A 19,740-nucleotide genomic window follows, 5' to 3' on the forward strand; every position below is an offset into this window, starting at 1 on the left:
AAAATATCCTCAAAAAAAATCCCAAAGATAGTCTAAAATTTGTTATCATATTAACTATCTTTTTTAGTTATACAGATAAGCTATCAAATAATGATTTTAATCGATGGTAAGTCTCTCTCAAAAGACCTTAAAGAGAGATTAGCAAATCAAGTCCAAGAATATAAGCATAATACAGCAATAACTCCAAAACTTGTCGCAATAATTGTTGGTAATGATCCGGCAAGTAAGACATATGTTGCCTCAAAAGAAAAAGCCTGTGCCCAAGTTGGTATAGATTCACAAGTTATTACACTGCCAGAGCATACGACAGAGTCAGAGCTTTTGGAGCTGATCGATCAGCTAAATAATGACTCTAGTGTCCATGCGATTTTAGTGCAGTTGCCACTGCCAGCACATATCAATAAAAACAATGTGATATATAGTATAAAACCAGAAAAAGATGTTGATGGTTTTCATCCTACAAACGTTGGGAGATTGCAGCTTAGAGACAAAAAGTGCCTAGAGTCTTGTACACCTAAAGGTATCATGACTATGCTAAGAGAGTATGGTATAAAAACAGAGGGCGCTTATGCGGTAGTTGTTGGTGCAAGCAATGTCGTTGGTAAACCAGTATCACAGCTACTTTTAAATGCTAAAGCTACGGTGACGACTTGTCATAGATTTACAACTGATCTTAAATCACATACTACAAAAGCAGATATCCTAATTGTTGCGGTGGGTAAACCTAACTTTATCACAGCTGATATGGTCAAAGAGGGGGCTGTAGTTATCGATGTTGGTATTAATCATGTAGATGGTAAGATAGTTGGTGATGTTGATTTTGCTGCTGTCAAAGATAAGGTCGCAGCTATTACTCCAGTACCTGGCGGAGTTGGACCAATGACAATTACTGAACTTTTGTATAATACTTTTCAGTGTGCTCAGGAGTTAAATCAGATAGTAGACGTATCTAAATGAAATGAAAATAAGAAGTGTCATACTGAACTTGATTTAGGATCTCTTGACAGGAACAATTAAGTAATAAAATTGTGGATTGAGTCCGGAATGACATATATTTTTAATTGATTAAAAAGGAAATAAAATGGCAGGCTTAAAATATGAAGATGCTGGTGTAAATATCGAAGCTGGCAATCAAGCTGTAGAAAGAATGAAAAACCATGTCAAAAAAACCTTTACACAAGATGTTTTGACAGGCTTGGGTAGCTTTGGTTCTTTGTACTCACTAAAAAATATCATCAATAACTATCAAGATCCTGTTTTAGTACAATCAATTGATGGTGTCGGTACTAAAACAAAAGTAGCAGTAATGTGTGGTAAGTTTGAGAATCTTGGTTATGATCTTTTCTCAGCTGCTACAAATGATATTGTTGTAATGGGTGCCAAGCCAATTACATTTCTAGACTATGTCGCACATGATAAGCTTGATCCTGCGATTATGGAAGAGCTTATTAAAGGAATGTCAAAAGCTTGTGCTGAGTGTGGAGTCTCTTTAGTAGGTGGTGAGACTGCAGAAATGCCTGGTGTATATCAAGTTGGCGAGATTGATATGGTTGGTGTTATCACCGGTATCGTTGATAGAAATAAAATTATCAATGGTGAGAATATCAAACGGGGTGATATAGTCTTTGGTCTTAGCTCATCAGGGTTACATACAAATGGTTATTCTTTTGCACGCAAACTATTTTTTGATGTAGCGGCTAACAAGCATACTGATACTTACCCAGAATTAGAGGGTAGAACTATCGGTGATGTGCTACTTGAGCCACATATCAACTACACTAATATTGTCCATGATTTCTTGGATAACGGTGTTGATATCAAGGGTATGGCTCATATCACAGGTGGCGGGTTTATTGAGAATATTCCACGCGTATTGCCACAAGGATTGGGTGTGGAAATTGTCAAAGATAGTTTTGAAACTCCAGCTATTTTTAAGCTAATGCAGAGAATTGGTGATATTAGCGAGTTTGAAATGTATCGCTCATTTAATATGGGTATTGGTATGACTATAATTGCTAACCAAGATCAATTTGGCAAGATGCAAGATTTAGCTAAAAAACACACTAATACAAAATTATATCAAATTGGTAAAATCACAAACTCAGGAAAGGTAGAAATTATCTGATGCTTGATAAACAAATTATCGCTAATAATATAAAGAATGTTTTAAAATCAACAAATCTTGATATCAAGAATAAATATACAGGTAAAGTAAGAGATATGTACTTTACTGATGATAAGAGTATTTTGATATCTACAGATAGACAATCTGCTTTTGATAGATCTTTGGGCTTTATACCATTTAAGGGGCAAATCCTCGCACAATCATCAGTTTGGTGGTTCAAAGAAACAGCACATATTGTTAAAAACCACTTTATAGCATCCCCAGATCCAAATGTTGTCATCGCAAGAAAAGCAAAAGTACTTCCGATCGAGTTCGTGGTCAGAGGTTATATAACAGGTTCAACTTCTACATCATTGTGGACACATTATAAAAATGGTAGTCGTGATTATTGCGGCAATATCCTACTAGAAGGTTTAAAAAAGAATCAAAAGTTACCACAAAATATCCTTACACCAACGACCAAAGAACAAGACCATGATAGACCAATCTCAGCTGAGGATATCGTCAAGGAAGGTTGGTTAACTCAACAGCAGTGGGATTTTGCTTCACAAAAAGCTTTAGAGTTATTTGAATTTGGTCAGCAAAAAGCCCTAGAACATGGTTTGATATTAGCAGATACAAAGTATGAATTTGGAGTTGATGAAAAGACAGGCGAAATTATTTTAATTGATGAGCTTCATACTCCTGATAGCTCAAGATTTTGGCTAAAAGAAAGCTATGCTACAAGATTTGAAAATGGTGAAGAACCAGAGAATATTGATAAAGAGTTTTTTAGATTGTGGTTTGCAAAAAATTGTGATCCATATAATGATGAAGTTTTACCACAAGCACCACAAGAGTTAGTTGTTGAATTATCTCAAAAATATATAACTCTTTTTGAAATGATAACAGGACAAAAGTTTGAAGTACCTAGAGATTTAGAAAATATAAATCAACGTATTGTTAAAAATGTTACAGATTACTTAAATATGGAGAAGCCAGTGAATATTCTTCTAGTAGGATCAGGAAGTAGAGAGCATGCGATAGCAGAAGCTGTTAACAGAAGTACTATTGCAAATAAGCTTTTTTGTATAAGTACAGCGATTAACCCTGGGATAGATAAGATAGCACAAGGTTATCAGATCGCTGATATTTGTAATTGTGATCAAGTACTAGAATATGCAAAATCACAAAGTATTGATATTGCTATTATCGGTCCTGAAGCACCACTTGAGTCTGGTCTAGCTGATGCACTTAAGACAGCAGCAATTGGCGTAGTTGGTCCAACCAAAAAATTAGCACAACTAGAAACATCAAAAGGTTTTACAAGAGATTTGATCCGTGACTATGGTATTGGTGCTAATCCATTCTTTAGAAAGTTTAACTCAATGGATGGAGTCGAGGAGACTCTCAAAGAGTATCAAAATCAATTTGTCATAAAAGCTGATGGTTTGTGTGGTGGTAAAGGTGTGCTTGTTTGGGGTGATCATTTGCATAGCCTTGATGAGGCGATTAGACATTGTCAGTCATTAGTAGATGCAGGTAAAGAGTTTGTTATCGAGGAGAAGCTTGTTGGGCAGGAATTCTCGCTAATATCATTTACTGATGGTAAAAATTTTATTCATATGCCAGCAGTTCAAGATCATAAGCGTGCCCATGAAGGCGACAAAGGACCTAATACTGGAGGTATGGGTACTTACTCTGATGCTAATCATAGTCTACCATTTTTATCTGACGCTGATATTGATAAAGCAAAACAAATAAATGAGAAGGTTGTTAAAGCTTTAGCTGATAAATTTGGTGAACCATACCAGGGTATTCTCTATGGTGGCTTTATGGCGACAAAGGATGATACTAAAGTGATTGAGTATAATGCACGTTTTGGTGATCCAGAAGCGATGAATTTACTTACTCTGCTAGAGACAGATTTCGTTGAGATTGCTCAAGCGATTACACAAGGTACACTTGATAAAGTCAAAGCTAAGTTTAAAAATCAAGCAAGTGTATGTAAGTATTTAGTACCGCTTGGTTATCCAAACCAATCAGTTAAAAACTTTGAGATAGATATTTCACAATGCCCTGATAATGTCGAGCTTTTCTTGGGTGCTGTGGATTATAAAGATGGTAAGCTAATCGGTACAGGCTCTAGGGCGATAGCGGTGCTTGGCCTAGGTGATACAATAGCTGAAGCAGAGCAAAAAGCTGAAAATGCTGTCAAAAATATTTATGGTAAACTATTCCATCGTCCAGATATTGGTACCAAGGAGCTAATCAATAAGCGTATCAAGCACATGAATTTGTTGCGTGGTAATAAGTATCAGGAGCTTAAATAAATAATGTCTAAGCTAAATCTTGTTATATTAGGTTCTACACGTGGAACTAATATGCAAGCTATAATAGATGCGATAGCAAATAAGCAGCTAAATGCTCAGATAAATCTGGTAATCTCAAATAAGCAAGATGCTTATATATTACAAAGAGCAGTAGCTCATAATATCACAGCTAAGTATATCACAGCTAAAGACTTAACTAGAGAGCAGTATGATCAGATTGTCGTTGCTGAAATTAAAAAGTATAATCCTGATCTGATTTTACTGATAGGTTTTATGCGTATTTTAAGTCCTGTGTTTATAAAAGCTTTTGAAGGTAAAATCTTAAATATTCATCCATCACTACTACCCAAATATGCTGGATTAATGGATTTAGCAGTACATCAGTCGGTAATAACTGCTGGTGATAATGTTTCTGGCTGCACTATCCATCAAGTAAGCGAAGAGGTCGATGGTGGTGATATTGTTTTGCAACTTAAGTGTGATGTTACTAAAGATGATACTGCTGAAAGCTTAAAGACTAAAGTACAAGCTTTGGAAAGTAAAGCTTGGATACAAGTTATTAAAAATTGGAAGAAAACTTAATCTTTAAAAGATATCCTGAACTTGTTTTAGGATTTCAATAATATGGCAATTAAGATAGATGCTGAAATAAACTCAGCATAACATTTTTTTAGCCTAAAAGGAGATGATAAATGAGTGTACAAGTTGGCGTAATAATGGGATCTAAATCTGACTGGAGCACAATGAAAGAGTGTTGTGATATCTTAGATAGTTTAGGTATTGGTTATGAATGTGAGGTAGTATCTGCTCATAGAACTCCAGATAAGATGTTTAAGTATGCCGAAACAGCTAAATCTAGAGGACTTAAGGTTATAATAGCAGGAGCTGGTGGTGCTGCGCATTTACCTGGAATGGTTGCGGCAAAAACCACTTTACCAGTATTGGGTGTACCAGTTAAATCAAGTACACTTAATGGCCAAGATAGTTTATTATCAATAGTACAGATGCCAGCAGGCATTCCAGTAGCTACTTTTGCAATAGGTATGGCAGGAGCAAAAAATGCCGGCCTTTTTGCTGCAAGTATCCTACAACATACAGATACAAATATTGCAAAAGCACTAGCTGAGTTTAGAGCTGAGCAAACACAATTTGTTTTAGATAATCCTGATCCTAGGGAGCACTAATAATGAAAATAGGTATTATCGGAGCTGGTCAACTTGCGAGAATGTTAAGTTTAGCAGGCACACCTTTAGGTTTAGAATTTCATTGCCTTGGCAAAACTGGAGATTGCGCCGAAGAAGTTGTAAAAACTGTTACAGATATTGAACTAAGTAAGGTAAATGATGTTGTAGCTTGGGCAAAGCAGTTTGATGTAATAACTTTTGAAAATGAAAATATATCTCATGAACTTATCAAAGCTATAAATCATGAGGTAAATGTGTATCCATCAGCCAAGGCTATAGCTATTTCTCAAGATCGTTTGCTTGAGAAATCCTTTATGCAAGATCATGGTATTGCTACTGCAAAATCTGTAAATATCGATAGTTTGGCAAAATTGCAAAGTGCGGTAGATGAACATGGTTTGCCAGCTATACTAAAAACACGTCGATTTGGTTATGATGGTAAAGGCCAGTTTGTGATTAAATCCCAAGAGGATATTACGAAAGCATGGGATAGGCTCAAGGATGCTCCAGATGGACTTATTTATGAGGCTTTTGTTGATTTTGATTATGAAGTTTCACAAATATGTACAGCTGATCTAAAAGGTAATATCGCATTTTATCCATTAGCTAAAAATACTCATAAACAGGGTATTATCGTTGAATCAGAAGCACCTTTTGAAAATGTTGTACTTGCAGAAAAAGCACAACAAATAGCTAAAATTTTAGTCAACGAGTTTGCATATGTTGGTACTTTGGCGATTGAGTTTTTTGTCAAGGGCGATGAGCTAATAGTCAATGAAATAGCGCCACGTGTGCATAATAGTGGACACTGGAGTATTGATGGTGCGGTTACATCACAATTTGAGAATCATGTACGAGCTATTGCTGGATTGATTTTAGGTGATACAACTAGCCGTAAGACAGTTATGCTAAATTGTATCGGTGGTATGCCAGCGACAAAAGATTTGGCAGCTTTAGATAGAGTTAAAATTCATAGTTATAACAAAGAACCTCGCAAGGGGCGTAAAGTAGGTCATTTAAACCTTAACTTAAATGATGAAACTGATGAGTATCAGCTATTTCAAGCTAAAAAATTAATTGCTCTTTCTGAAGAGATTTAGATTACTCCAAAAGCATTCTTTATCCAGTTAATATTACCTTCATTGATCGCAATTAAATCAAAACGACACTGATAATCTTGATATTGGGGATTGTGTTGTAAGTAGATATTTGCACTATTTACAAGTTTTTGTTGCTTGCTATAGGTCAGCATTTCTTCAGCTTGAGCAAATTTGGTTTTACTGCGATATTTTACTTCAATAAAGACTAGAGTATCTTTATCCAAAGCAATGATATCTATTTCACCATATGGTAAAGCTTTGAAGTTTTGGGCTAGAATTTCTAATGCTTGAGTGTGTAGAAATTTACACGCTTGTAGTTCTGCTTTGTTACCTATTTCTATTGTTTGCATGTTCTTTATGGTGCTGTCTTGTCAGTTTTTGGTTGTCACCGCTTCAATAATTTGAAGGGTACTATTCTTAAATGTAAATCTTTAGTTAATGCCACTATGTCTAAGTAGCGCGTCTTCGTTTGGTTTGCGTCCCATAAATGCGACAAAGTTATCCATAGCATCACGTGATGATCCTTTAGAAATAATATTTTCTAACAACTCATTACCAACTTTACTATTTAGTATTCCTTCTTGCTCAAAGCGTGAGAATACATCTGAAGATAAGATTTCTGCCCATTTATAGCTATAGTAACCCGCAGCATAGCCACCAGCAAAAATATGTGAAAAGCCATTTTGGAATTTATTATAACTTGGCGTTTTGATTAGATTAATCTTTTCTCTAATACTATCTAACTCTTTTTGTACCTCAGCTGCAGTTGTTAATTTTTTATGGTGAATATTCATATCAAATATACCAAACTCAAGTTGTCTAACCATCATTAGAGCTGAATGAAAATGTCTAGTACCTACAAGCTTATCTATCTGTTTGCTGCTGAGTGCCTTACCATCTCGTGATCCAGATATAAGTGCTAAACCTTCTTCACACCAGCAGAAATTCTCCATAAATTGACTTGGTAACTCAATAGCGTCCCATTCAACACCATTTGTACCAGATATAGAAGGAATTGTCACTTGTGATAATATATGATGCAAAGCATGACCAAACTCATGAAAGAGTGTTACAACATCATTATGAGTTAAGTTCGCACCATTTTTTGAAGGAGGTAGGAAATTACAGTTTACATAAGCTACGGGATTTTGTTTTGAGCCACTAGAAGTGATAAAAGCTGTACGTGAACCATCCATCCATGCACCACCGCGTTTGTTATCACGAGCAAAGAAATCACAAATTATACTACCTACGTATTGATTATTTCTGAAAAAATCAAAGGTCTGCTGTTCAGGTACATATTTTGTATATTGAGTATTTTCTTTTACATCTAAATTATATATTTGCTTGAGTATTTTAAATAATCCATCTTGTACTTTTTCTAATGGGAAATACTCTCTAAGTTCTTCTTCTGTGAAGTCAAATTTGGCTTTTTTGAGTTTCTCAGAATAGTATGCGCTATCCCACGGTTGTAATGCATCGACAAGACCGGCATCCTCTGCAAATCTACGTAACTCATTAAGTTCTTTTTTGGCTTGTGGTAGAGATTTTTCTAGTAGTTTGTTTAATAACTCTAAGACTTGCTCTGGAGTTTCAGCCATTTTTGTAAAAAGAGAATTTTCAGTATAACTATCAAAGCCAAGTATTTGAGATTTCTCGATACGTAATTTTAGGATTTTTTTAATATTTTCATCATTATCGAAATTTTTATTATCAGTTTTTTTTGACGCTTTTGTGCAATACCCTTTGTAGAATTTTTCACGAAGTTCTCGATTATCTGCTTGTCGCATTACAGCCAAGTATGTTGGGATATCTATACCTAGAGCATATTTTTCAGCGATATTCTTTTGCTTAGCTTTAGCTTTTGCTGACTCTATAGTATGTTGTGATAAGCCTTTAAGTTCTTTCTCATCATTGGTAATATATAACCAGTCCATAGTCGCATCTAGAACATTATTTTCAAATTTAGTGCTTAGTTGGGCAAGCTCTTGAGAGATTTCTTGTAGCCTTTTTCTCTTAGCTTCGTCAAGATTTACACCTGATTGCTCAAATCCAATAATAGCTTTACGTACTGCTTGAGCTTGTTCAGTAGTTAAATTATCTTCTTGGATCTGCTTGTAGAGGTTATATAAGTTCTTGTTTTGTCCTAATTTGGTATAATAATCAGTAAGCTTAGATATAGCGTATTCATAGCTTTCACGTAGCTCTTTGGAATTACAAACAGCATTCATATGTGAAATGGTTGAAAATGCTTGACTTATTTTCTCGTCATCTTCCTCTAAATTTAGTAATGTCTGCCAACTAGGATTTTGAGTTTGTAGCGCTTTTTCAAGATTAGTTTCTGCTTGGCTAAAGAGGTAATCTATAGCAGGTTTTACTTCATCTACTTTAAATTCAGCAAGTTTAGGTAAATTAGAGTCTTCAATTATCGAATTCATAGTCGCCTCAAAATATTGTTTAGATATGTTATTGATAAGTTATAATCTATATATAGTTAACTATATTATTACAATCAAGGTTTTTTTGCTATGATGACTTTACAAGAAGAAAAAATACAAGCCCCAGTTTTTTTTAAAGAATATATCAAAGGTAAGTTTATCCTTAATATAGGTGAGTATAATCAACCGTTGATTCTGTCAGCGACACAACTACTTGAGTATCAAGATAAAATCGATGATATCCAAAGTATCAATAAAAGACATCTTGATCTTATCTTAGCGACTAACCCTGAAATAATACTCATAGGTACCGGAGAAAAACAACTTTTACCACCTCTTGAAATAATTAACGAAATCGCAAAAGTAGGTAAAAGTGTTGATTTTATGGCGAGTGATATTGCTTGTAAGACATATAACTTACTTGTTAATGAAAACCGTAATGTTAGTTGTATTATCATTTAATAAACAGCTGTTTATTTTATTGTAATTAATGTTATAATCGAATTTGAGTATATGTGAATATGTAAAAGTAGGAGTATCTATATGAAAAAAATAATCAAGCTTAGTATTTTATCTTTATCAATTGCAGGTTTAGCAAGCTGTTCTACTCTAGGTTTAGGCGGCTCTGATGATGCAAAAGCATCAGATAAGGGCGCCGCTGCAACTATGCAAGCTACTGCTAAGCAAACAGGTGTATCTAAGCCAACTGCAAAGGTAAGTTTAAAGAAACTTGGTCAGGATAAAATAAAAGCAACTGTATATACAACATACAATAATAACCCACAAGGAAGTGTAAGATTACAATGGCAAGCTCCTGAAGGTTCTAAGTGCCATGATACAAGCTTCCCAATCACTAAGTATGCTGAGAAAAACGATAAAACTTGGGCAACTGTAACAGTTAAACAAGGTGCTAACTACTGCAGTGGTAAATGGACAGCTAATGTAGTTTATGATAAAGAAGTAATTGCTTCTGACTCAATAAATGTTTAATTTCTTCAAATATCTATAATTTTTGTTTTTCCCAAAAAAACGATTGTCTAACTAACTTTGCTTAGCCAGATTGGTTACTCTTTTGACTTTTCACTAAAAATATCTGTTTTAATTGTTTAAACATAACAATAAACAAATAGTCATAGTTTAATGAAAAATATTGTATCCTCATTGATGATATTCTCTATACTAGCTGTACTTAGTTCATGTGCGCCAAGCACAGCAGAACAGCTACAACAGCTACAGCAAACGCAAAATAGCTTAAACAGTCAAGCATCGTCAAATCTCGCAAAGATAGATGATCTACATACAAAAATTGCTAAATATCGCCTTGAAGCTGATCAGTTACAAAAGCAGTCTAATAGTTTGGCTAATGATATTGCAAGTATCAATAAGGCTTATAGTAACTTTAAAGATCCTAATAGTGATAGTGCTATAGCTGTTAGTAAAGAACTAGTTCAAAGAACTCTACAAAAAGTTAAGATTGATGAGAAAATAAATCGGTATAGGACATTAGCAAATGATTACCAAGCACAAATAAATGATTTAAAGGCAATTTCTCAAACACAAGCAAATCAAACAGCTAAAATATCACAGCAAATTAGCGAATTAAAATCACAAGTTAAATAGTGCAAATATTTTTTTATTATTGTGATACTAATATTCTTTACTTAGATACTCTAGCTGTTAAAATATAAGCTTATAAGACTTTAGAGATAAATTTAATTCTATGAAAAAGAATATTTCCACTTATTTGTTAATAATAGTTACTATCATTAGCTTTATGTTAGCTAGTTGCGCATCTAAAAGTGAAAAGTTAAATGAGTTAGAGCAGAGTCAGCAGAAGCTAGAAAAAGAGATGACTACTATCGAGAAAGAAGCTGATGAAGCTAAGCAAAGAGCAGAAAAGTATGAAAAGCTTACTGAGAAATACAAAAATCTACTAGACAAAAAAGAACAGGAGCTCAATCAGCTACAAGCTGCATATGCAAAACTAAATAATAAAAATGAAGCAGCAGCTGTAGCAGCTAAAAAAGCTATTCAAGAAAAGCTTATAAAGGCTGCTCAAGATTCGGTACATTTACAAAAGAGATTAAAACGTTATACTAAAAAGGCTGATATTTATAAAGAAAAGTCTCAACAACTAAATGATCAAGCAAAACAGACTCAGCAAAGTGTTGACAAAACGACCCAAGAAATTGAAGAAATAAAAAAAGAGATTGGTACTGAGCAAGGAAAAACTCAATAAAACAAATAAATAGGTAATACTAATGAAAAAAATTCTAATTTTTACTCTGATGACAGTAACTTTAGCAGGCTGTAGTAAGTATAATGCTTTTATTGATAAGCTTTATGATTCTGATAATTCAATAAAGGTTAATCCTGATGACAATCTTGATAATCCAGATCAGGATGGTGAGGTTGTTTCCGAAGATAAGCCAACAGCAACACTAAAATTAAAATATAAAGCTGCGACGCATGAAATTGATGCTAGGATAGTAACAAATTGGAATGGTGCGCCACAAGGGACAATATATCTAACATGGGTAGCACCTAAAGATACTAATTGTTATAGTACATCTTTCCCTATTACTAAATTTAATGAAACACAAGACTATACAGTTGATAGTCAAAGCGTCCTTAGTGATGGCAAAGTTTGTAATGGGACATGGACAGCATTGATAGTTAATAAATCAGATAATTCAGAACTTGCTAAAGCCTCTCTTGAAATCAAATAATTTTTGCCGTTTTTTTATAAGAATTAAGATGATATTTTTGCTAAACTATCACAATTAAGTTTCAACATATTTGTGATAGCAGTGATAAATTACCTAAAAAAAATATCTTACGCTGATTGTATTTTTTACTTTTTAACTTTAGCGATTTTCTTTGTGTTTTTAATGCCTTTTATGCATTACACCGTATTAAATTTAGTCAAAGTAACATCAGGAAGTACAGTTAGCTATTTTAATGATACATTGGCAGCTAATATTTACCTATTTATAGATCGATATTATATCTTTTATACAGTACTTGGTGTTGCTAGTGTGGCTATTTTTCTAAATAAAAGAATATTTTCTGAGGTGATCGAATTATTTAGTAGTTTTAATTTGTCAATTAGATACGCTATTGCTTTATTTTTTATATTTGGGGTTATATCATCAGTTTTTGCGATATCTCCTTCTATAGCTTTTAAAGGCGTCAGCGTAACATTTTTACAATTTTTTTGTATTTTATTTATAGCTGTTTATATTAAGGATAATTCTAGAGCAGTACGATTTTTTTATATAATTATTTTGCTATCGTTAATATTTTTTGGTGGATCTTTGTTTTTACAATTATCTTTAGCTCATTACTCGGTATATGGATCATATATTGCTAGTAATATCCAAAAAGTTTTGCTGTATACGTATAATTGCTTAAATCCACGTTTTTTAGATAATTATTTTAGTTGGTTTATGCCATTGTTAGTTTTGCCTTGGTTTGTTGATCTAAGACCTATATATAAGCTCGGCTCATTTATAGCTTTGACTTTAGCATGGTTTATCTTGATCAATCATGGTTTTAGAACAATTTTTGCAGAGTATATTGTTATATTGCCGTTACTTTATATTTTTGCACGAAGATATTTTAAAACAGCAGTTGTAGTGTTTGGCTTAACTTTAGTTTATGCTGGCTTGTTAGACTTATTTTATAATTACTTTATAGCCGTTATAGAGCATTCAAATATTGAATCATCAGCAGATCTTGTTAGAGGGGGGTTTAGTGGTAGAATTCCATTATGGAAAGAAGCCTTTTGGGTTGGGATTGAGCATCCTTTAACTGGAGTAGGGCAATGGAATTATTTAGCAGTTACTAAACGTCCGGATGGTTATCCGCATAATCTATTGTTAGAAATATGGTCACAATGGGGTATTCCTGCGTTTATAGCTGCTGCTATAGTTATTATTACAGCTATTAGAAACTTATACAAAAAACGCCTTGAAATATGCTTAAATCCTTATCAATGTATATTTATGATGATGTTAACAGCTGGGATGGTTGATGGGATGCTAAATGCGATGTTTAAAACATCCTTAGGTTTATTTGGTTGTGTTTTTGTCTTTGGTTTTTGTTTATCTATTTTTGCAAAACAGCCTCGACAAAATATAGATATATCAGTTGTCAGCTATGTAGTAGTTGGGTTATCAATATTTGTGAGTATATTTTGTATTGCAATTTTACCACTTATATTCCCACCTTTGTGGATATGATAAGTTATTTTAAACATACGGAATAGTCGATAAATCTAAGTTTGAAAGGATTTTTTTATTTAGCTTCAAATGGTACAGCATAGTCACACTCGCTATTAGGGCAAGCTTTCTGTTCACCATCTTTTTTGGTTGTCTTGTGTAATAGTATTGGTGAGTGGCATTTAGGACACTCTTCTTTTATTGGTGGATACCAATAAGCATTTTTACACTTAGGGAAGCCTGCACAAGCATAGAAAACTTTACCTTTGCGAGACTTTTTCTCAACAATATGGTTTTTGTTACACTTAGGGCAAACTACACCAGTATCTTTAGGTTTTTCAAGAGGCTCCATATGTTTGCATTCAGGATAATTTGAGCAACCAATAAACTTACCATAGCGCCCCTGCTTAATATGCAAATCAGAGCTACACTTAGGGCATTTTCTATCTTCTACGACTACAGGCTCTTCTTTGATAACTTCTTTAGGATCACTATCTACTGGACGAGTATATTTACAAGTTGGGTAGTTTGTACAGCCAATAAATCTACCATTTTTACCAAGCCTAAGCGATAACTTACTACCACACTCAGGGCAGTCTTCATCTAGTTCTTCTTGCACAACATCTTTGCGTGAGACATCTTCAGAAATCTTATTGATTCTTTCAATAAATGGATGCCAGAAATTATTTAGTACACTTAGATAATCATTTTTGTGATGAGCAATTTCATCAAGCTCTTTTTCTAAGCCTGCAGTATAAGAATATTCAACATATTTTTTGAAATATTCAGTTAGAAATTTATTTACGATACGGCCTTTATCTGTAGGGATAAAACGACGTTTATCTACCTCAACATACTCGCGTTGCTGTAAAGTAGAGATGATTGTGGCATAGGTTGAAGGTCTACCAATACCATATTTCTCTAATGCTTTAACCAAAGATGCTTCGGTATAGCGAGGTGGTGGCTCTGTTGAGTGAGCTTTGATAATTACATCATTTAGTGTTATTTTTTCACCTTTTTCAAATTTTGGTAAAGTTTGCTCATCATCGGAGTCTTTTTCATCTTCGTCTTTTTCAACATTATAAATTTTCAAGAATCCAGCATCAACAATAACTGTACCGGTAACTCTAAACTTATGTTTAGTATTTTCAGTAATTAAATCTACTGATGTACTATTTAAAGTTGCATGTTTCATTTGGCATGCAATAGTTCGATTGTAGATTAGGCTGTAAAGCTTAAATTCATCACTAGTTAAAAACTGCTTTATTGATTCTGGAGTTCTATTCGCAGCTGTGACACGGATAGCTTCATGAGCCTCTTGAGCATTCTGTGATTTTTTTTCAAAAACTCGTGGCTTAGCTGGTAGCATATCTTTATCATATTTTGCTTGAATGAAGTTTCTAATATCATTAAGAGCATCGTTAGAAATGTTGGTTGAGTCTGTTCTCATGTACGAGATAAGACCGACGGATTCACCATTGCCTAAATCTATACCTTCATATAACTTTTGTGCTGTAGACATTGTCCTTTTAGCGGTAAAGCCGAGTTTTTTTGAAGCCTCTTGTTGTAATGTTGACGTTATAAATGGAGGATATGGGTTTCTGCGTGTTTTTTTCTCAGTAATGCCATCAACTATCAAAAAACCATTAGCGTCTTTTAGGATATCGACTTTTGCATTTTCAGCATCTTCTGCTGTTGTGAAAGTGAACTGCTCAACTTTATTTTTATTAAACTCAATTAGGTTTGCAAATATTTGTTTTTGTTTGAAAGTATCTGCTGTTAGACTCCAATAGTCTTGTTTGATAAAGTTTTCACGCTCTATTTCACGTTCTACAATCATCCTTAGTGCGGGACTTTGTACTCTACCTGCCGATAGGCCACTTGTGATTTTACGCCATAATAGTGGGGAGAGATTAAAACCAACAAGAAAATCTAGTGCCTGACGTGCTTTTTGAGCATCAACTAAATCCATAGATAATTCTTTTGGATTTTCTATAGCATTTGTCACTGCTGATTTGGTGATTTCGTTAAATGTGACACGATAGACATTCTTATCTTTAAGTAAGCGCGCACTTTTTAATACTTCTTGCACATGCCATGATATCGCTTCTCCTTCTCTATCTGGGTCAGTAGCAAGATAGATGTTTTGTGCATCTTTAGCTGCTTTTTTGATTGCATCTAAATGTTTTTTGCTTTTTTCACTAGTTGTGAATTTAATTTTGAAATTATCATTAACATCGATAGAAGTATCTTTGGAGGGTATTTCGCGTACATGCCCAAATGATGCTAAGATTTCAAATTCGTCACCAAGATATTTTTTTATAGTCTTTGTTTTGGCTGGAGACTCTACAATTACTAAATTTTTTGCCATTTTTAACCTTTGAAATAATTTTTTATAAAAAGAGTACTTATGTGAATACTCAGCAGTGATTTAATAAAATATAAGAAAACAAGCAGCTTATCAATAGTTAATCTACAAAAGTTGGTTTTATAGCAGACAAATATAGACTATAATTTGCTAAGTATTTTATATAATAAAATAATTCGTATATTTTAAGGTTCAAAAAAAATGAAGCAAAAAAATGCAAAAGTAGTTTCTTTGCTACAGCAAAAGGGTGGCTCAGGAAAAACCACAACAGCAATTAATATTGCCTGCGGTCTAAAAGAGCTTGGCTATAAAGTTGCTATAATTGATATGGATAAGGATAAGCCTGATGCTTATATGTGGATGACTAAAAATAATCAGGAAAGTAATTTCGTGTATAGTCTCGATGAGAAAAATGTGCGTGAAAAAGTTATTGAGCTTAAGCAAGGCTTAGATTTTATTGTTATTGATACACCGCCTAATTTCCAAACTGCAGCGCTAAAATCAGCATTATTATCTGATCTAGTAGTTATACCATGTTCACCTAGTGGTATGGACTTATCAGGACTTATCGAAGCAAAAGATTTAGCGCTAACTGCTGAAAAACCTTATAAATTCTTTGCTAACAGAGTACAAATGCAGTCAAATATGGCAAAAAGTTTGTTAGAATTCTTTGAAGAAGATGGCAATTTTTTTGAAGCGTATGTTTCCCAAAGTGTTAAGTTTATCGAGGCCGAAGCTGAAGGCGTTTATGTTGGTGACTACGCTAAGCAAAGTAAGGTTCATATACAGGTTAAAAAACTAGCAAGAGAGATAGTTGAGTTCTTTGGAGAGCATAATGGCTAAAAAAGTTTCTTTGATGAACCGTAAAATTAATCATAAGATTCACGATACTGTTGCTCAAGAGAAAAAAGATATCCTCAGAGCTATGCAGCTACAAGAGCTAAACGAACAGGCAAGCAAGGTTGGTCAGCTTTTTGAATTACCTTTAACTATCGTAAAACCAGATGCTAATCAGCCACGTAAGACATTCAAAAATATTGATTCTCTTGCTGATAGCATCAAAGAAAATGGTGTAATTCAGCCAATTATCGTTACTGCTAAAAAAGCTGATGGTATTCATTGTATAATAGCTGGTGAACGAAGATATTTAGCAAGTAAACAAGCTGGTCTAACAACAATACCATGTATAGTTAGACAAGAGGAGTCTGATGCCAATATTGTGCTATTACAGCTTTTAGAAAATGATCAAAGGGAAAATGTCTCACCGTTTGAAGAGGCTGATGCTTTAAGAGATTTGATAGAAAATAAGAATGTCAAAAAATCTGATATCGCTAAGGTTTTAGGTAGAGATAACAGCTGGATATCTATGCGTCTAAAGATAGCTGATGCTGATGATAATATTCGTGAGCTGTCAAATAGAGGTATTATTGAAGATGTTAGAACTTTATATGAGCTTAAAAAGTTTGCTGAAGAGATTCCACAAGGAGCTCAAGAGTTTGTCAAAAAGGCTTTAGAAAATAAAATATCAGGCTCATATCGTAGCGCAATTACTCGCTATCGAGATAATTGGAAGCGTAAAGCTGAAATTTTAGATAGTACAAAAATTGATGTGATAACTATCAAAGATATCGCTAAAGATGGTAACCTTTTAAAAATAAAAGGTTCGCGTTGTGGAACAAAAAGCTATACATATACTTTCGAAATAACACCAGAGTTTAAAAAAATACTCTTTGATGCATTAATAAATTAGTAATAAAAATCACATGAAAATAGCAATTTTACAAACAGATCATATCCCAGAACATCGTCGTGGGGTTGCAGGAGGTAATTATCCTGAAATGTTTGCTAATCTTTTTTTCAAGTTATCCGTAGTGGTTGATTTTGATATTTTTGATGTAACTATACAGGAGTATCCTAAAGACTATAATATATATGATGGTTTTATCATAACTGGGAGTAAAGCTACGGCTTTTGATAATCTTGCTTGGATTATTAAATTAAAAACAGAGATTGTCAAGCTTCATGATAACCATAAAAAGATTATAGGTATTTGTTTTGGACATCAAATTTTAGCTCAAGCTCTAGGTGGTAGAGTTGAACGAGGTCCTAAAGGATTTGCAGTGGGAGTGCGTAACGTTGAGATTTTAACTAGAAAGCCATGGATGGAGCCATTTCATAATTATTTGAGTTTATTGTTTTATCATCAAGATATGGTTGTTAAATTACCTCAAGAGGCTGAACTGATAAGTACCAGTGATTATTGCAAAGTACAGATGTTTTGTATAAATAATCATATACTTGGTATACAAGCCCATCCTGAAATGCTTAAGGTACATAATCATGCGCTTATCAAAGAATATCAAAATGATATAAAAAACGAGTTTCATCATGCTTTAGAAAGTCTAAGAATTAGAGATAATAGCTTAATAATAGCCCATTGGATGGTTAATTTTTTTGAGTACAAGGATTAAATATGCGACAAATAAATAGACTGGTAGTTTTTGGAGATAGTCTTTTAGATAATGGTAATATCATGAAGACATTAGATATACCAGGTAAGCCATATCATGATGGCAGATTTTCAAATGGTCTAGTATCAACCGAGGTTTTAGCGCAGATGCTTGCTAAAGACCAGAAGCTATCAGAAATTAAACATAAAAATTATGCAATTGGAGGGGCGTTGACACATGGCACAAATCCATCATCATTGCTAAAGTATCATTCTTTTGCTGTATCAGAACAAATTGTTAGGTTTGAAAATGAAGAAGGAAGATTCGCCGATGATGATTTGGTTGTAATAAACGGTGGAGCAAATAATTTTATGTTTATGGTTTATAATGAGATTCCATATATAAACCTAGTGCCAAAATTTAGAGTAGCTAGAGACCTAAATAAGATTGTTAGAAAAGCTATAAAAATGGGTGCTAAAAATATAATATTGTGGAATATTCCTGATGTTACTAAGGCGCCGGCATATAAAGATTATCTGTCTAATTGGGTAGGTAAGTTTTTTAAATCATATATGCAAATAAATGTTAATCTCCAAAATGGATTATTAAGAAATCGTGTTTCTGAACTACAAGCAATTTTCCCTCATATAAACCTTAAACTTTTTGATTTTTATAGTTTATTAAATGATTGTGTTGAGAACCCTGCTAAATATGGCTTTGAAAATGTTACCGATGCTTGTGTTGATAGTTATGGTGGCGCTGATTCACTTGGTAATATTCAATATGATATAGAAATAATGGGCGATCCAGAAAAGTACTTATGCTGGGACTATTGCCATCCAACAGCAAAGGCCAATAGGCTAGTTGCAAATAAAATGTTTGATTTATGGAAAAATGATATATGAGCCAAGATTTAGTAGCTCAGCTTGAGTTTATTAGCGAGCTTGAGAAGCTAAAAAGAGTTTATCGCCAAACTTGGTTACCATGTGATGGTAATCGTCATGAGAATAGTGCTGAACATAGCTGGCAAGTTGCTCTAACTGCTAATATTTTGGCAGAGTATGCCTGTGTAAGCTTAGATATTGCTAAAGTTACTAAGATGCTTTTGATTCATGATATCGTTGAGATCTATAGTGGTGATACTTTTGCGTTTGCTGATAGTCAAATATTAGATTTACAAAAACACAGCGAACTTGTCGCAATTCAAAGAATAGCTAAAATTTTACCTAAATCTCAAGGAGAGCAGCTAGAGCAGTTATGGCTAGAGTTTGATAGTGCTTAGACAGATGAAGCAAAATTTGCTAATGCTATAGATAGGTTAATTCCAGCAATACAGAACCTTAATAATGGTGGAGGTACATGGAAAAAACATCGTATTACTAAAGCTAAAGTTTTAGAAAGAAATAAGTATCTAAATGAAATAGCACCAAAATTACATGATTATCTGCTTGAAAAGCTAGAAGAAAATTTCGTAGGAGATTTTTTTAAATAAACTACTAAAATAGATTAATCTTAAAAATGTTATTCATTTTAAATGATA

19 protein-coding genes and 1 pseudogene are annotated in these 19,740 nt (G+C 33.7%); 17 read left to right on the plus strand and 3 right to left on the minus strand.

What is annotated here, in order from left to right:
* The first annotated feature begins 90 nt into the window (after positions 1–90).
* The 6 genes from folD to FSC454_RS01985 all read left to right on the plus strand — a co-directional run bounded on the left by folD (position 91) and on the right by FSC454_RS01985 (position 6,721).
* On the plus strand, positions 91–957 hold the full coding sequence (folD, locus tag FSC454_RS01960; RefSeq protein ID WP_066045587.1) for a bifunctional methylenetetrahydrofolate dehydrogenase/methenyltetrahydrofolate cyclohydrolase FolD: 867 nt from the start codon (positions 91–93) through the stop codon (positions 955–957).
* Positions 958–1,081: 124 nt separating this feature from the next.
* Positions 1,082–2,125, plus strand: a complete 1,044-nt coding sequence (purM, locus tag FSC454_RS01965; protein ID WP_066045585.1) for a phosphoribosylformylglycinamidine cyclo-ligase — start codon at positions 1,082–1,084, stop codon at positions 2,123–2,125.
* Positions 2,125–4,437, plus strand: coding sequence for a phosphoribosylaminoimidazolesuccinocarboxamide synthase (locus FSC454_RS01970; RefSeq protein WP_066045582.1), 2,313 nt, complete (start codon positions 2,125–2,127; stop codon positions 4,435–4,437). Before purM ends, FSC454_RS01970 begins: the two co-directional genes overlap by 1 nt.
* 3 nt (positions 4,438–4,440) lie before the next feature.
* Positions 4,441–5,019 (plus strand): phosphoribosylglycinamide formyltransferase, encoded by a 579-nt coding sequence (gene purN, locus FSC454_RS01975; RefSeq protein ID WP_014547703.1) that lies wholly within the window; start codon positions 4,441–4,443, stop codon positions 5,017–5,019.
* 110 nt (positions 5,020–5,129) lie between these two features.
* Positions 5,130–5,621, plus strand: coding sequence for a 5-(carboxyamino)imidazole ribonucleotide mutase (purE, locus tag FSC454_RS01980; protein ID WP_014547704.1), 492 nt, complete (start codon positions 5,130–5,132; stop codon positions 5,619–5,621).
* A gap of 2 nt (positions 5,622–5,623) precedes the next feature.
* Positions 5,624–6,721 carry a 5-(carboxyamino)imidazole ribonucleotide synthase gene (locus FSC454_RS01985; protein ID WP_066045579.1) on the plus strand — a complete coding sequence of 366 codons (1,098 nt, stop codon included), beginning with the start codon at positions 5,624–5,626 and terminating at the stop codon, positions 6,719–6,721.
* On the opposite strand, the gene FSC454_RS01990 is transcribed toward FSC454_RS01985, so the two are convergent.
* Both FSC454_RS01990 and FSC454_RS01995 read right to left on the minus strand, forming a co-directional pair.
* The gene (locus FSC454_RS01990) at positions 6,718–7,071 is read right to left on the minus strand and encodes a YraN family protein (protein ID WP_066045576.1); all 354 of its coding nucleotides are present in this window, start codon (positions 7,069–7,071) and stop codon (positions 6,718–6,720) included. The genes FSC454_RS01985 and FSC454_RS01990 overlap by 4 nt on opposite strands.
* A gap of 81 nt (positions 7,072–7,152) precedes the next feature.
* On the minus strand, positions 7,153–9,159 hold the full coding sequence (locus FSC454_RS01995) for a M3 family metallopeptidase (RefSeq protein ID WP_066045573.1): 2,007 nt from the start codon (positions 9,157–9,159) through the stop codon (positions 7,153–7,155).
* Between the two features lie 90 nt (positions 9,160–9,249).
* Between FSC454_RS01995 and FSC454_RS02000 the strand changes: the two genes are divergently transcribed.
* From FSC454_RS02000 to FSC454_RS02025, 6 genes are all read left to right on the plus strand, one after another.
* Positions 9,250–9,621, plus strand: a complete 372-nt coding sequence (locus FSC454_RS02000) for an Mth938-like domain-containing protein (protein WP_066045569.1) — start codon at positions 9,250–9,252, stop codon at positions 9,619–9,621.
* Positions 9,622–9,702: 81 nt separating this feature from the next.
* Positions 9,703–10,149, plus strand: coding sequence for an outer member lipoprotein TUL4/LpnA (gene lpnA, locus FSC454_RS02005; protein WP_066045567.1), 447 nt, complete (start codon positions 9,703–9,705; stop codon positions 10,147–10,149).
* A gap of 150 nt (positions 10,150–10,299) precedes the next feature.
* Positions 10,300–10,779: a hypothetical protein gene (locus FSC454_RS02010; RefSeq protein ID WP_066045564.1), complete on the plus strand. Its 480-nt coding sequence runs from the start codon at positions 10,300–10,302 to the stop codon at positions 10,777–10,779.
* A gap of 100 nt (positions 10,780–10,879) precedes the next feature.
* The gene (locus FSC454_RS02015) at positions 10,880–11,398 is read left to right on the plus strand and encodes a hypothetical protein (protein ID WP_066045561.1); all 519 of its coding nucleotides are present in this window, start codon (positions 10,880–10,882) and stop codon (positions 11,396–11,398) included.
* A 22-nt stretch (positions 11,399–11,420) separates the two neighbouring features.
* Complete coding sequence (gene lpnB / locus FSC454_RS02020) at positions 11,421–11,888, plus strand: TUL4 family outer member lipoprotein LpnB (RefSeq protein ID WP_066045558.1); 468 nt, start codon at positions 11,421–11,423, stop codon at positions 11,886–11,888.
* Positions 11,889–11,960: 72 nt separating this feature from the next.
* Positions 11,961–13,403, plus strand: a complete 1,443-nt coding sequence (locus FSC454_RS02025; RefSeq protein WP_066045555.1) for an O-antigen ligase family protein — start codon at positions 11,961–11,963, stop codon at positions 13,401–13,403.
* 55 nt (positions 13,404–13,458) lie between these two features.
* Here FSC454_RS02025 and topA read toward each other — a convergent pair whose 3' ends face one another.
* Complete coding sequence (topA, locus tag FSC454_RS02030; RefSeq protein ID WP_066045551.1) at positions 13,459–15,753, minus strand: type I DNA topoisomerase; 2,295 nt, start codon at positions 15,751–15,753, stop codon at positions 13,459–13,461.
* A 198-nt stretch (positions 15,754–15,951) separates the two neighbouring features.
* On the opposite strand from topA, the gene FSC454_RS02035 reads away from it, so the two are divergent.
* The 5 genes and pseudogenes from FSC454_RS02035 (at position 15,952) to FSC454_RS02055 (ending at position 19,692) form a co-directional block, all read left to right on the plus strand.
* Positions 15,952–16,593, plus strand: coding sequence for a ParA family protein (locus FSC454_RS02035; protein WP_014549400.1), 642 nt, complete (start codon positions 15,952–15,954; stop codon positions 16,591–16,593).
* Entirely contained in the window at positions 16,586–17,500 is a 915-nt protein-coding gene (locus FSC454_RS02040) for a ParB/RepB/Spo0J family partition protein (protein ID WP_066045548.1), read from the plus strand. Before FSC454_RS02035 ends, FSC454_RS02040 begins: the two co-directional genes overlap by 8 nt.
* Positions 17,501–17,513: 13 nt before the next feature.
* Positions 17,514–18,221 carry a glutamine amidotransferase-related protein gene (locus FSC454_RS02045; RefSeq protein ID WP_014547717.1) on the plus strand — a complete coding sequence of 236 codons (708 nt, stop codon included), beginning with the start codon at positions 17,514–17,516 and terminating at the stop codon, positions 18,219–18,221.
* A gap of 2 nt (positions 18,222–18,223) precedes the next feature.
* Entirely contained in the window at positions 18,224–19,105 is an 882-nt protein-coding gene (locus FSC454_RS02050) for an SGNH/GDSL hydrolase family protein (RefSeq protein ID WP_066045545.1), read from the plus strand.
* Positions 19,102–19,692: pseudogene (locus FSC454_RS02055) on the plus strand (HD domain-containing protein). Before FSC454_RS02050 ends, FSC454_RS02055 begins: the two are co-directional and overlap by 4 nt.
* The last annotated feature ends 48 nt before the right edge of the window (positions 19,693–19,740 follow it).

Origin of the sequence: Francisella hispaniensis FSC454 (genome assembly GCF_001885235.1) — a bacterium.
Taxonomy (GTDB): Bacteria; Pseudomonadota; Gammaproteobacteria; order Francisellales; family Francisellaceae; genus Francisella; species Francisella hispaniensis.